The organism is Microcoleus sp. M2_D5, from assembly GCF_036701935.1.
GTDB lineage: Bacteria > Cyanobacteriota > Cyanobacteriia > Cyanobacteriales > Microcoleaceae > Microcoleus.
On the sequence record NZ_JAUBRP010000124.1, the window covers coordinates 1 to 11361 of the forward strand.

The window sequence follows — 11361 nt, forward strand, 5'->3', positions numbered from 1 at the left end:
CGCATTAAATTGAGAGCCGACCGTCCTACTTAATGTTTTGTTACATACTTATAAATTTTCCCGCCGACCTACTTAGTCCCATCAAACAAAAGTTGATAGAACTCTTTAAGGAAGCAGTATTTGAGGTAATTTACGTCGTAAGCTACGAACCTTTTAGTGAGAGTTGCCGTTTGTGGGCTTTCACTCTTAAGGAATGACTTTTTGTACTGAATCATCCCATCTGGCTGAATCATCTCAATCTGAGGTGAGGTGAGGCTCCTTGTTTCGTACCAGGGTGTAGTTTCAATTTCCATTGTTTAGTCTCCAAAAATTGAGTTGATTTTTTCAAGTAGCCAGCAACTGTAGCTGGCTACTTGAAAAAATATAAGGTAAAAATGAAAAATTAGGCTTACAAATTGTGTAGAACCCAAGTATTATCCCGTTAAACTCTTTGACCCAAGGCTCTAATCACTTGTGTCAGGTGAATATATACTTATTGATCGATTGTGAGGTAGTTCTGATAATGTTCGTTTTGGCATGGCGTAGCCTTCACAAAACTTAACCTGTTCGGGGTTGACTTGAAGCGAGTTTTGCTGCGATCGTCTTAAGTACAAGGAAGATTTCCGCGCAGCCAGCAAGGTTTACGAGACCGAGCTAACTGCGACTTCCCCAAACGTTACATATCAACGGTTGAGGCTTCATTATTATGTCACAACAGTCCGCTCCAGCGACCCCACGATCGCAATTTTTAACGTACTCGTGGGACAGGCCAATCGCGATTAAATGGTATCGCGACGCCGTTTTTGACGGTATTTCTCACTTCGAGGCTTTTGCTTGTTGCATTGACAGTGGTATCGGCGTCAAGACCTGGCTGGATTACTATCAAGTCCCCGTGCTACTACCCGAACAGTGCGATGCTTTGTATGGCGTTGAGCCAAAAACTACCGATCGCTTAATTCGCTACTTTGACCCGCAGTTGCGGGGGGATGGTATGTTCTGGTGTCCTGAAACTCACCTGCCTGATGCTGAGGAAGCATTAAGTCTGTGCTGGATAGGAAGACCGAGCCTCAATTTCCTATTGCCCCCACGGGCTGTGCTCAAGTTAGCTTGCTTTATGCCAGCCACCACAGAAGTAGTGCGAGTATTGACTTGCTTGGAGGCGATTGCCAACAAAGCTTACGAACCGCTATCCGATCGACCTCGGATGAGTCAAAACTACCGTTCAACTAAAGAGCGGTTAGACCCGAAGGATAAAAACTTTTTGGTTCAAGAGGCCAAAGAGAAGGGTTGTTACGCCTACGCTAAGCACTTTGGTGACTGGAACAGCGGGGTAACTTACAGGCGACTGCTAGTTCACTACGAACGAGGTGGACAGTTCCCGCCTACCCGGCAAGAGCTAAATGATTTGTTGCTTGAGTTCTAATAAACGCTATACGGATGATGTGATTCTAGCTTTCCTTTTTGTTGGCTCTTGTCTTCATTTTTAATAGTAGCCGCCAACTGTAGGCGGCTACTTTTAGAAATAGACTAGGAAGCAAAGAGAGACTCTACTACTTTCATTCACACTATGCACATGATGTGAGTGAAGATTTCCTACTTCCGTGCCGGACGATCGGCAATAAAAAAACCGCCCTTTTTAGGGGGCGGTCGGTAGGTGAAGAGGGGTTAGACGTCAGGTAAATCTGCTTCTGTGTTAATACCTAAATAATGGCGTTGTATCATGTCAGCGCTATTACCACAACAGGCTCCCAACAATACTAAGTCGATACCGCTGTGATGAGCCATGAGAGTAATAAATGTATGGCGTGTGTGGTAAGGAGAGAGATAACAAATTATTGCACCTGTTTTTGCTAACTCAGCAACAATGCCATCAGTAAAGCATTCTAAGCCGTTGACATCAGTCCAACTGTTCGATCTTTTCCAGATTTTCCCAAGCGCACTGGAATCATAAGATTTTCCGTTTAACTTGGAAAACAATAAATCAGTAGGTTTGGCATTAGGTGGTTTGATGCGTAACAAAAACTCGTTAAGTTTTGGGTAAATCTTAAAAAGCCTATCAACGCCATCTTTAGTCTGAAAAGTATCTTTTAGGCGTGTACTATACGACTTATAAAAAAAGATGTAACCACGCTCCAATTTTATGTCCTGCCACCTCAGCGCAAAAGCTTCACCGCTACGGCATCCAGTCAAAAACAAAAACTCAACTAAAGGAGCTGCTTGACGGGTAGCAGGTTTGCCAGACTCATAAAAAGCCTTGATAATGATGTCACGTTCTTCTTTGGTAAAAGCACGTCGGTCACGTTCATCTGGGTCGGTTTCTGTATCAGACTTAATCTGCCACCATTGAAGGGTATCTCCTTCGGCATTCGTTACTGACTTGTACTTGTCGGTTTTGTTTTCAAGTGCGCTACCGATAATTACAAACGGATTGACCGTAAGTCTTGTTTTTCCTTGAGACTGTAAACGGGTAAATGCTTCCTTAAGAGCACCAATTAGTAATGACTTATTTTTTGCCCCTAGTGGGAGATTGGCGACACTTGCTTCGGAGACTAAGCTTAAAGCAATCTCCCAAGTGCCAGTTTGAGTCCTAGTAAATGTTCCTGTTTTTTTGTCCCAAACTAAACCATTAAGAGCATTAGTAAAGGTTTTTCGCCATATTTCAAACGTAGTTGGCTGCACTTGTGGACGCTTCCAAACTAAGTAATCCTCCCACATTGCCCCTACAGTAATCTCAGGCTCAGGCTCTGGTATAGGCGCTGCCAGCTTTAATTCAGCAGCGTACTTAGTCTTTAAGCCGTACTTGGCAAAAGTAGGGTCAAACAGTTGCTCCCAGTCTGGGTGCTGTAGGTCGCCTTCGATCCGCCACGCGATAGCGATCGCCTTTTGCAGATTCTCAGGAGTATCCTTCATCCCCAGGCCCTGATGCTTCCGCTTGCCCCCAAAAATGGGGTTGTACTTGGTACTGAACTGTAACCGGAGTGAACCGTTATCAGACTGAACTTTAATGGTCTCAGGGAGAGCTTGTGTTTTAGCGTACATATTGGTTTTTCAAGGTTCTGTAAGAGTTTTAAGCTTCTATCAACTTTCTAGCAACTCTCGGTAAATCGAGCTGTGTGCATAGTGTGAATGAAGCTGTAGAAACAATATAGCACGTTTGTCCAAAAACAGTAAGGTTTCTGCCATAGGAGGTTAAGCAATGATTGCAGGAGGGTCAGACTAGAATATTAACCTTTTGGGGGTGTCGATCTAGGAGTCGATCGCAAATTCGGCAGTTGAACCCTGAGATTTTGCAAACTTTTATCATAACATTTGTATTATGTCAATTAATTTTTAAGTCATGCAACCTTAGCTGTAGGGTGTGTCGCGATCGACAATCCTCAAGAAAAAGCGACAATCTAGTAGCGACGCACCTGTGTTTGCAAGACTCGTGGAAACAAACCTATATGTAAGGTGCGTCGCCACTCGAAAAGTCGATATAATTTAGAGATTAAAAATGGCGACGCACCCTACGAATACTAAGCTTTTGTCGCATTCTATGCCGTTTAACAGCAGAAAAACACCATGATCCAGACAAAAACTCAACTAACTCTGGAAGAGTTTTTCGCTCTTCCCGAAGGAGAAGGCGATATTACTTACGAACTTATTGACGAGCAAGCAGTACCGAAGATGTCACCTAAAAAATTTCATTCTCGCCTCACCCGAAGCCTACTAAAAATCCTCGAACAGTGGGGTGAGGAACGGGGAGAAATTGGTGTAGAATGGGCGGTAAAATTAACCAGACTGGGGCGAGACTGGGTGCCAGTACCCGATATTTTATATGTTTCTTACGAACGCTTATCTCCTGACTGGAATCAAGATGAAGCCTGTCCTGTCGTCCCAGAATTAGTCATAGAAATTATTTCACCCGAACAAACTTTCGGTCAGTTAGCTGCTAAAGCGAGAAATTATTTAGATGCTAAGGTATTGCGGGTTTGGATAGTAGATAGCAAGGCGAGAAGCATTACAGTTTTTTACCCCGATGCAGCACCGCAGACTTATAGGGGAGATACGCTATTAACAGATACACTTTTTGAGGGATTAGAATTTACGGCCTCACAGCTATTTCAAATGGCAAAAATACCATAAACTTTTTTGGGATGAGTGTGTGTTAGTTGACAAGCTATTCCATATTTAAATCAATATTGTCAATGACCACGAATTTCAAAGGTGGTACCCGCCACGTGATTTATCCGTGGAATCAATCCAAAATCGAAAATCGAAAATCCTCAAGAAAGAGCATTTATCCGTGGGGCCGCCTCTAAAATCTAAAATCTAAAATCTAAAATCTAAAATCGATTGACGGGCATTCGATGTCGCAATTTCAACCCTAGCAAAATCCAGTCTTCCAAAGTTGAACGCAACTCATTTTGACACTCTTTTAACGTTGAACCAAAGGCGATGACTCCCTTGCAAACAGGAATTTTCCCCACAAAGCTACGATCTTCAAGTTTGTCATACATAGCCTCAGCCATTGCTTTGTCAACGTATTCGCTCAGAATGAATTTTACAGTCATTGAGTTTCCTTTTGCTTGTCGAATATTGGAATCTCCTTCACAGTTACATTCATTATATTTGTTTTTGTCAACCTCCGGCATTTATATCTCTGAAAAATGTTTTTGCAATAAATCGTGAATAAATCGGTAGCGCCGATCGCCAGTTTTTTGCAGCAACAAGCGATCGGTGGCAGCATCGAGAAAACGCCTGTAATCCCAAGGAATGTAGCCGTTAGACCACAGAACCAGGCGCAAGATAAAACTTTCAATCCCCGGAATTCCCGGCAACAAAGCACTAATTACCGCAGCAACAGCACCCGCAATTATTCCCCAAATTGACCCGGAGACTAAGCTGGCAATTAATCCCAAAATCACCCAAATCAGCCCGCCAAGCAGCTTAACTCCAAACTGATACTTGCGCCGTTCATCGGCTGTTTGCAGCCAGCTAGACGGTATGCGATCGAGGTAAAATTCTTGAATTCCTTGCTCTTCCATCCTTCTCGCCAACCATCCCAGCCAGTGGCGAATTTGTTCGGGCCGCAGTTCCTTACCTCTGGGATACTGCTTGACTTCCCCGGTGATTTGGTGGCGAATATAGGCAGTTAAGAGATATTTGCGCTGTTCTTCTGCGGAAGTTATACGCTTCCAAGCTTCAATTAAAATATCGTCGTAAGCCAAAGCCATCATGCTCAAAAGCAAGGGAACTTTTGCCAATTTCAACAACTCCGGCTCGTGCTCAATGCTGTACCAAAGTTCGCGGCTTCGGGCTTCTAGCAGATAATTTTGGATTTTAGTTTCTGTTAAAGGTTTCAATAAAACCGCTGCTTGCAGGCGAAATCGACTTTCGCAGTTTTTGTAAGCTTCAAAACTGCTGCAAGCTACTAAATGTTTGGGTTTAAATTCGCTTTCAACAAAGTGATTGATTGCTTGAATGCAGATATTTTGGCGGTGGGTTTCCACTTCGTCCAAGCCGTCGAGAAGAGGCAGCAATTGTTGTTCGGCAAGCCATTTTTTGCCTACAGCAGGAGAGATGCCGTATTTGAACTGAAGTTGAGCAATTAACCAATCGGCGATCGCCCCGGATTCTGCTTTCCACGATCCGAGTTCAAACAGCACTGGTACTGGCAAACTAGCATCTTTTTGGGCGCGGGAAATTAACACGCGAGCTAATTCTAGCAGCGTTGTAGTTTTGCCTGCACCCGTGGCTCCCAAAATTACCAATTTGCCACCGGTGCGATCGAACACTTTAGCAATGCTGGCTTTGGGAGGAAGCCGAAAACTCGGACGGTTCCCCGCTTTCACTTCCACATCCCAACAGCGGTTAACACCCGTTGGCGGCGAATCTTGGCTGAGGTTAGCCAGCACAGCAGCGTGCAAAGATTGCGCGAGGCCTGCTTGGACTTCCTGCTTCACCTCCTCCAATAATCGATCGCGAGGCGGTTGTAATCTCAGAGGAATCAATTTTGACATTTTATGTACCTCGCGCTGAACGCTTACTTTCGCAAATTTGCGCGCAAATACCCCAGAGCAAGATTACCATCAGTATAGGCGTCCAGTATATATTGACTCAAATTATTGCGGCAATTATGGATCTGAAATTTTATCTAAAAATTCTGACAAGCGAATTTCAAAGCTGGTACCCGCCACGTGATTTATCCGTGGAATCAATCCCAAATCGAAAATCGAAAATCCTCCAGCCCCCGAATTTATCTCGCGCAAGTCAATCCAAAATCCAAAATCTAAAATCTAAAATCGAATGACCCTGTGGTCGGCACTAGGTATTTCCACTATAAATTAACTGGCGATCGCCCCAACTCCCAAACAAAAATTATTAGTATAGATACAGAGAGGATTTTTTATGTCATTTACGAAGCGTCAAATCATCACAGTAAGCTTAGCAGGAGTGGCAACAGCGGTGGGAGTGGCCGTTGCAACTATACAGTCGGGTGCGATGAAACAATCCAATCCTCCCCTTGCAGAATCGCCCGCATCCACCCGAAACCAGATTGCAGGGCCAGCGAACAATCCCGAATCTCTGCAAGCAAAAACCCAGCCTGCGGAATCTCCGAAATCCGCAGCCCAACCTGCCAAAACCCCAGCACTTCAATCCTCGCTAGTTGCAGGAGTCCCTCCGCGAAAAGTTGAGCCCGTAGTTGTCACACCGCCAAATTCGGGTTGCAAAATCAGTATGGCTGTAGTCAGCGATCCGAATCCACCGCTAAATGTGCGATCGATCCCGCAAGTAAGGGGCAGCCAAATAGTAGGAAAACTTAAAAATAATACCTTTGTTTCAGTCGCCGAAGAACAAAACGGTTGGCTGCGAATTACCGATCCGCCCGGTTGGATTGCCAAAAACCGCACCGAAAGCATTTGTTCTAACGTCACCCAGCAGATTAATTTTCTGCCGGGAGGAGATGAGGCAATTGTTAAAGGTCGAATTATCGGCGGAGGCAGCCACTATTACCGGATTCGCGCCCGAAAAGGTCAAACAATGACTGTTAGGAATCGGAAAGATGTTTTCCCGCAAATTATAACTCCTCGTGGCAAACTTTTAGCCGGAGATCCTTATCAAGGCAATGAAACAGAGTGGAGTGGAAAAGTGCCAGTAACAGGCAATTACACATTACAATTAGATTCAAATTTCCGGGGATACGAATACGAATTTTCGGTAAAATTGCGATAAATATGCAGGTTTATAGAATGATAATTACGCACGGGTGGTCAGAAACCGGGTTTTTACGAGCAGACGCGTTGTGGCGCACAGATTCGCGAAAAAACCCGGTTTCTTTGTCGGAGTGCATAAGTCCTAAAATTAAGGAATCGCCCCAAGCGAGATATCAAGAATCGCAAATTTCTGCCAATCTTCCGAATCAAAGTGCCACCACTCGGTTGTGATACCCATAAATCCGTGTTTTTTCATCGCATCCTTAAGCACTTGACGGTTTTTCCGAGATTCGGCGCTGCCACCTTGATAATCTCCGTGAGCTTTTTCGGTAAAATCATCGTAAGGTGTTGGCATTTCCAATTCTTTGCCGGTGCGATCGACTAAAGTCAAATCAATAGCAGCACCGCGATTGTGCCGCGAACCCCTAGCAGGATTAGCAACATAACGCGGATCTGGCCAAGCTTGCCACATTTGCTTAGTGACAGAGAAAGGCCTGTAGCAATCGTAAACTTTCAAACCCAATCCGATTTTTTCCAAATCTGTTTGAACTAGCCCTAACTTTTGAGCAACAGAACTTCTCAAGGCGCATTTCGATATAGGGTAAAGTTTTCGTTTCAAGAAATTGTTAGTAGTGGCGTATCGGATATCGAGGCGAATGTTGGGATTTACGGTGCGGATGTCAACCAGTCGCGCCCCAGGGGGAAGTTGACTCATGAAAATGCTTTCAGGTACTACTGGGTTTGGTTCTGGTTGGGTAATTTGCACTTGTGGCGGCTCCTGGGCGCGGACAAATGTTGTATGTGTATGGTGCAGACCGATCGCACATAGCAACACTAGCATAAATGCGATTAGGTATTTTCCAAAGCGATTAAATTTCATAGCTGTTCTTCTGATTGTGAGTGTTAAAAAGTAGATTGAGGTCGTTGTTCTATGCTATAACCAATATTATGATGTCACCGCGACAGCAAGGGGAGCTATGAAAACAGCAATTTCACTTCCAGATTTAGTTTTTGAAGAAGCCGAGACTTTGGCTAGTCAGTTAGGGTTATCACGCAGTGAGCTTTATACAAAAGCATTGCAGGCGTATCTGCGGCGACACAACCGCGATCGAATTTTGAGCCAACTGAATCAAGTCTATTCTGAAGAGTCCTCTGAACTAGATCCAGTCTTGGCAAAAATGCAATTTATGTCCTTACCCCATGAGGATTGGTAATGTCTCGCGGAGAAATTTGGTGGGCCAACTTACCCTCTCCAGTTGCTTCAGAACCTGGATCTCGTCGTCCCGTGTTAATTGTTCAGGATGATACTTTTACTCAGAGTCGGATTAGCACTGTAATCGTCGTCATCATTACTTCAAATCTGCGGTTAGCGGAAGCACCAGGTAATGTCTCGTTAGCGAGTAAAGCCACAGGTTTACCCAAGGATTCTGTGGCTAACATTTCTCAGCTTTTTACTGTGGACAAAACGTTTTTAATTGAGTGCATTGGCACAATACCACAGGATTTACAGGAAGAAATAGATGAAGGATTACGATCGATCTTGTATCTTTGAGTAGGAAATTCAAAACATTTTTAAATTCCCAAACGCTGATACACTAAATCTAAGTGCCTCAATTGATACTGCGGATCGAAACAATCATCAATTTCTTTGGTTGTCATCTTAGCTGTTACCCGATCGTCCTTAGCAATTAAATTGTAGAAATTGCCGCCCGGTTTGTTCCAGGCTTCGTGAGCACAAGATTGCACAATTTTGTAGGCGTCTTCGCGACTCGTGCCTTTTTCTACTAAAGCTAACATCACTCGCTGGCTGAAGATGACTCCGCCGTAAAGGTTCATGTTTCGCTTCATGTTTTCGGGATAGACTAGCAGGTGTTTTACTAAGTCTGTGGTTTCTACTAACATGAAGTGAGTTACTGTAGAACTGTCGGGCAAAATCATCCGTTCTACGGAACTGTGAGAGATGTCTCTTTCGTGCCAAAGTGCAACGTTTTCTAAGGCGGCGACGGCGTTGGCGCGAACAATTCTTGCCATTCCTGTGAGTCTTTCCGATCGAATCGGGTTGCGTTTGTGGGGCATGGCGGATGAGCCTTTTTGCCCTTTGGAAAAGTATTCTTCGACTTCGAGAACGTCGGTGCGTTGCAGGTTGCGGATTTCTACTGCAAAACGCTCGATCGATGCTGCTAAAAGTGCTAAGGTTTGGACATATTCGGCGTGTCGATCGCGCGAAATGACTTGAGTCGATGCGGTATCGGGTTCGAGTCCGAGGTTTTGACAGGCGATCGCTTCAATTCGCGGGTCAATATTAGCATAGGTTCCGACTGCGCCGGAGATTTTGCCGACTGCAATGGACGATTGCAAATTCACTAATCGGTCGCGGTTGCGAAAGACTTCTGCCAGCCATCCTGCTAGTTTAAAGCCAAAGGTGATGGGTTCGGCGTGAATTCCGTGCGATCGGCCTACCATCACGGTATTGCGATGCTGTTGAGCCTGATAGCGAATAGCTTGACTCAATTCTTCGACACGTTCTAACAAAATATTGACGCTAGCGACTAATTGCAGCGCCAAAGCGGTATCGAGCACATCGGAACTGGTTAAGCCGAGGTGAATGTAGCGGCCGGCATCGCCTACATATTCGTTGACATTTGTCAAGAAGGCGATCATGTCGTGGCGGACTTCCGCTTCAATTTCGAGGACTCGTTTCGGGTCAAAATTAGCCTTAGCTTTGATTTCTTCGACTGCGGCGGCGGGGATGTAGCCGAGTTCGGCTTGAGCTTCGCAGACAGCGATTTCTACTTGCAGCCAGCTTTTCAGTTTGGCGGTTTCAGTCCAGATGTTGCCCATTTCGGGCAAGGTGTAGCGCTCTATCACGGTGGGAGTTGGGGAATGCGATCGTCCTATTGTACCTCTGCGAGGGGATACAAGAGTCACAGGACTTAGACATGGGGCCCAGAAACCGGGTTTTTTACGAAAATACTTTGTTGCAGCCCGCAGATTTGGTAAAAACCCGGTTTCTCAAATCAACTCGGTTTTTGTCGTTTGGGCGATCGGCTATAATATCCTAAACCTCATTAGCTGGCATCACTCATGCCTAAAAAAATCAGAGAATTGAAAAGCCTATTACTAAAAGCCGGCTTTACTTACAGACAGGGAAAAGGCAGTCACACTGTATGGGAACACCCATTATTACCTGAAAAAATTACACTATCAGGTAATGATGGTGATGATGCACCCAATTATCACGAAAAAAGAGTAATTTCTGATTTACAGAAGCTGAAGGAGATAGAAGAATGAATAGCCATTACAGTATCATTATCCAGTGGTCAGAAGAAGATCAACTTTTTGTTGTCAGTTTACCTGAGTTTACCGATGTCATGCAGCCTTGCACTCACGGACACACTTACGAAGAAGCGGCCAAACACGGACAAGAATTGTTAGAAACATTGATTGAACTTTATCAAGAAGATGGCAAACCTCTACCAGAACCTCAAACTTTGGGAAAACGATTGCAGATTGCGTAAAGTTATTAATACCAAGGATTATCAATCCAAACGCATACTATTTCATTTTTACTGAGCGATCGCGTCCCTTGAGTTAGTTGGATGACTGGTAAAATAAGTGCGATCGCCTCCTTTGTTGGTGAAGTAAGTGAGGAGCGATCGCAGTATTTTTCAAGATGCCGTACTCCGCTGATAACGCACCCTACTTTACTAATCAAACACTTCATACGTATAGTCAGGGCTGCTACCAGTCCGGATCATCTCGAAAGCCTTCATTTCTCTTCCTTTTCCTCGGCAGCGAGCGGGATTACCAGCATCCCGTATATTCCATGAAGGTTCAACCTGCACCCAGATTACGCATCTACGAGTATTGCCTGATACGATCCCTCCACCCAAAGTTTCTGCATAAACTCCAATTTCTGCATTGCTAACTCTTGCATTAAAAGCTGAACCACAAGCTCCTGGTTGAAGCTGTAACCATCCTCTAGACCACGTTTGTCCTTGTGGATCGGTCCACGACACTGCTACAAAAGCTTTCTTAGCCGCCCTGTTACATACCATAAAATCTGCACGCGCTGGAGCAGTAAACACTAAACCTAGAGAGGACATAAATAGGGTTTGCTGAATAATCGATCGCCCGCAAAGAACAAGTGCGATCGATATCCTCTAGCTCCATTTAAGATGAGTTT

The 11361-nt window shown here is 44.7% G+C and carries 14 protein-coding genes; 7 read left to right on the plus strand and 7 right to left on the minus strand.

Annotated elements, in window-relative coordinates:
• The first annotated feature begins 685 nt into the window (after positions 1–685).
• Positions 686–1402 carry a hypothetical protein gene (locus QUA50_RS28200; protein WP_333268545.1) on the plus strand — a complete coding sequence of 239 codons (717 nt, stop codon included), beginning with the start codon at positions 686–688 and terminating at the stop codon, positions 1400–1402.
• Between the two features lie 242 nt (positions 1403–1644).
• On the opposite strand, the gene QUA50_RS28205 is transcribed toward QUA50_RS28200, so the two are convergent.
• The gene (locus tag QUA50_RS28205; protein ID WP_333268547.1) at positions 1645–3018 is read right to left on the minus strand and encodes a tyrosine-type recombinase/integrase; all 1374 of its coding nucleotides are present in this window, start codon (positions 3016–3018) and stop codon (positions 1645–1647) included.
• A gap of 522 nt (positions 3019–3540) precedes the next feature.
• On the opposite strand from QUA50_RS28205, the gene QUA50_RS28210 reads away from it, so the two are divergent.
• Positions 3541–4104 (plus strand): Uma2 family endonuclease, encoded by a 564-nt coding sequence (locus QUA50_RS28210; protein WP_333268549.1) that lies wholly within the window; start codon positions 3541–3543, stop codon positions 4102–4104.
• Positions 4105–4304: 200 nt separating this feature from the next.
• Here the strand turns inward: QUA50_RS28210 and QUA50_RS28215 are convergent, their stop codons facing one another.
• Together QUA50_RS28215 and QUA50_RS28220 are read right to left on the minus strand one after the other, a co-directional pair.
• Positions 4305–4532 carry a type II toxin-antitoxin system HicB family antitoxin gene (locus tag QUA50_RS28215; RefSeq protein WP_333268551.1) on the minus strand — a complete coding sequence of 76 codons (228 nt, stop codon included), beginning with the start codon at positions 4530–4532 and terminating at the stop codon, positions 4305–4307.
• An 81-nt stretch (positions 4533–4613) separates the two neighbouring features.
• Positions 4614–5981 carry an NACHT domain-containing protein gene (locus tag QUA50_RS28220; protein WP_333268553.1) on the minus strand — a complete coding sequence of 456 codons (1368 nt, stop codon included), beginning with the start codon at positions 5979–5981 and terminating at the stop codon, positions 4614–4616.
• Between the two features lie 388 nt (positions 5982–6369).
• On the opposite strand from QUA50_RS28220, the gene QUA50_RS28225 reads away from it, so the two are divergent.
• Positions 6370–7194: an SH3 domain-containing protein gene (locus tag QUA50_RS28225; protein ID WP_333268555.1), complete on the plus strand. Its 825-nt coding sequence runs from the start codon at positions 6370–6372 to the stop codon at positions 7192–7194.
• Positions 7195–7323: 129 nt separating this feature from the next.
• Here QUA50_RS28225 and QUA50_RS28230 read toward each other — a convergent pair whose 3' ends face one another.
• Entirely contained in the window at positions 7324–8055 is a 732-nt protein-coding gene (locus QUA50_RS28230; RefSeq protein ID WP_333268557.1) for a M15 family metallopeptidase, read from the minus strand.
• Between the two features lie 97 nt (positions 8056–8152).
• Here QUA50_RS28230 and QUA50_RS28235 point away from each other — a divergent pair, with 97 nt between their 5' ends.
• Positions 8153–8389, plus strand: coding sequence for a hypothetical protein (locus QUA50_RS28235; RefSeq protein WP_333268559.1), 237 nt, complete (start codon positions 8153–8155; stop codon positions 8387–8389).
• Positions 8389–8727 carry a type II toxin-antitoxin system PemK/MazF family toxin gene (locus QUA50_RS28240; protein ID WP_333268561.1) on the plus strand — a complete coding sequence of 113 codons (339 nt, stop codon included), beginning with the start codon at positions 8389–8391 and terminating at the stop codon, positions 8725–8727. The genes QUA50_RS28235 and QUA50_RS28240 overlap by 1 nt, the downstream gene beginning before the upstream one ends.
• 20 nt (positions 8728–8747) lie before the next feature.
• Here the strand turns inward: QUA50_RS28240 and purB are convergent, their stop codons facing one another.
• Positions 8748–10043 (minus strand): adenylosuccinate lyase, encoded by a 1296-nt coding sequence (purB, locus tag QUA50_RS28245; RefSeq protein WP_333268568.1) that lies wholly within the window; start codon positions 10041–10043, stop codon positions 8748–8750.
• A gap of 216 nt (positions 10044–10259) precedes the next feature.
• Here purB and QUA50_RS28250 point away from each other — a divergent pair, with 216 nt between their 5' ends.
• Positions 10260–10466, plus strand: coding sequence for a type II toxin-antitoxin system HicA family toxin (locus tag QUA50_RS28250; RefSeq protein WP_106148795.1), 207 nt, complete (start codon positions 10260–10262; stop codon positions 10464–10466).
• Positions 10463–10693 carry a type II toxin-antitoxin system HicB family antitoxin gene (locus tag QUA50_RS28255; protein WP_293354324.1) on the plus strand — a complete coding sequence of 77 codons (231 nt, stop codon included), beginning with the start codon at positions 10463–10465 and terminating at the stop codon, positions 10691–10693. Before QUA50_RS28250 ends, QUA50_RS28255 begins: the two co-directional genes overlap by 4 nt.
• Positions 10694–10698: 5 nt before the next feature.
• On the opposite strand, the gene QUA50_RS28260 is transcribed toward QUA50_RS28255, so the two are convergent.
• Both QUA50_RS28260 and QUA50_RS28265 read right to left on the minus strand, forming a co-directional pair.
• Positions 10699–10899 (minus strand): hypothetical protein, encoded by a 201-nt coding sequence (locus QUA50_RS28260; protein WP_333268564.1) that lies wholly within the window; start codon positions 10897–10899, stop codon positions 10699–10701.
• Entirely contained in the window at positions 10883–11281 is a 399-nt protein-coding gene (locus QUA50_RS28265; protein WP_333268566.1) for a DUF1036 domain-containing protein, read from the minus strand. Before QUA50_RS28265 ends, QUA50_RS28260 begins: the two co-directional genes overlap by 17 nt.
• Positions 11282–11361: the final 80 nt, after the last annotated feature.

Excerpts from the sequence above, each read along its gene's own strand:
- QUA50_RS28250 (WP_106148795.1), top strand. The coding sequence starts at position 10,260 with ATGCCTAAAAAAATCAGAGAATTGAAAAGCCTATTACTAAAAGCCGGC.
- QUA50_RS28230 (WP_333268557.1), bottom strand. The coding sequence starts at position 8,055 with ATGAAATTTAATCGCTTTGGAAAATACCTAATCGCATTTATGCTAGTG.
- QUA50_RS28220 (WP_333268553.1), bottom strand. The coding sequence starts at position 5,981 with ATGTCAAAATTGATTCCTCTGAGATTACAACCGCCTCGCGATCGATTA.
- QUA50_RS28260 (WP_333268564.1), bottom strand. The coding sequence starts at position 10,899 with ATGAAGTGTTTGATTAGTAAAGTAGGGTGCGTTATCAGCGGAGTACGG.
- QUA50_RS28210 (WP_333268549.1), top strand. The coding sequence starts at position 3,541 with ATGATCCAGACAAAAACTCAACTAACTCTGGAAGAGTTTTTCGCTCTT.
- QUA50_RS28205 (WP_333268547.1), bottom strand. The coding sequence starts at position 3,018 with ATGTACGCTAAAACACAAGCTCTCCCTGAGACCATTAAAGTTCAGTCT.
- QUA50_RS28200 (WP_333268545.1), top strand. The coding sequence starts at position 686 with ATGTCACAACAGTCCGCTCCAGCGACCCCACGATCGCAATTTTTAACG.
- QUA50_RS28255 (WP_293354324.1), top strand. The coding sequence starts at position 10,463 with ATGAATAGCCATTACAGTATCATTATCCAGTGGTCAGAAGAAGATCAA.
- QUA50_RS28265 (WP_333268566.1), bottom strand. The coding sequence starts at position 11,281 with ATGTCCTCTCTAGGTTTAGTGTTTACTGCTCCAGCGCGTGCAGATTTT.
- QUA50_RS28240 (WP_333268561.1), top strand. The coding sequence starts at position 8,389 with ATGTCTCGCGGAGAAATTTGGTGGGCCAACTTACCCTCTCCAGTTGCT.
- QUA50_RS28215 (WP_333268551.1), bottom strand. The coding sequence starts at position 4,532 with ATGACTGTAAAATTCATTCTGAGCGAATACGTTGACAAAGCAATGGCT.
- QUA50_RS28225 (WP_333268555.1), top strand. The coding sequence starts at position 6,370 with ATGTCATTTACGAAGCGTCAAATCATCACAGTAAGCTTAGCAGGAGTG.
- QUA50_RS28235 (WP_333268559.1), top strand. The coding sequence starts at position 8,153 with ATGAAAACAGCAATTTCACTTCCAGATTTAGTTTTTGAAGAAGCCGAG.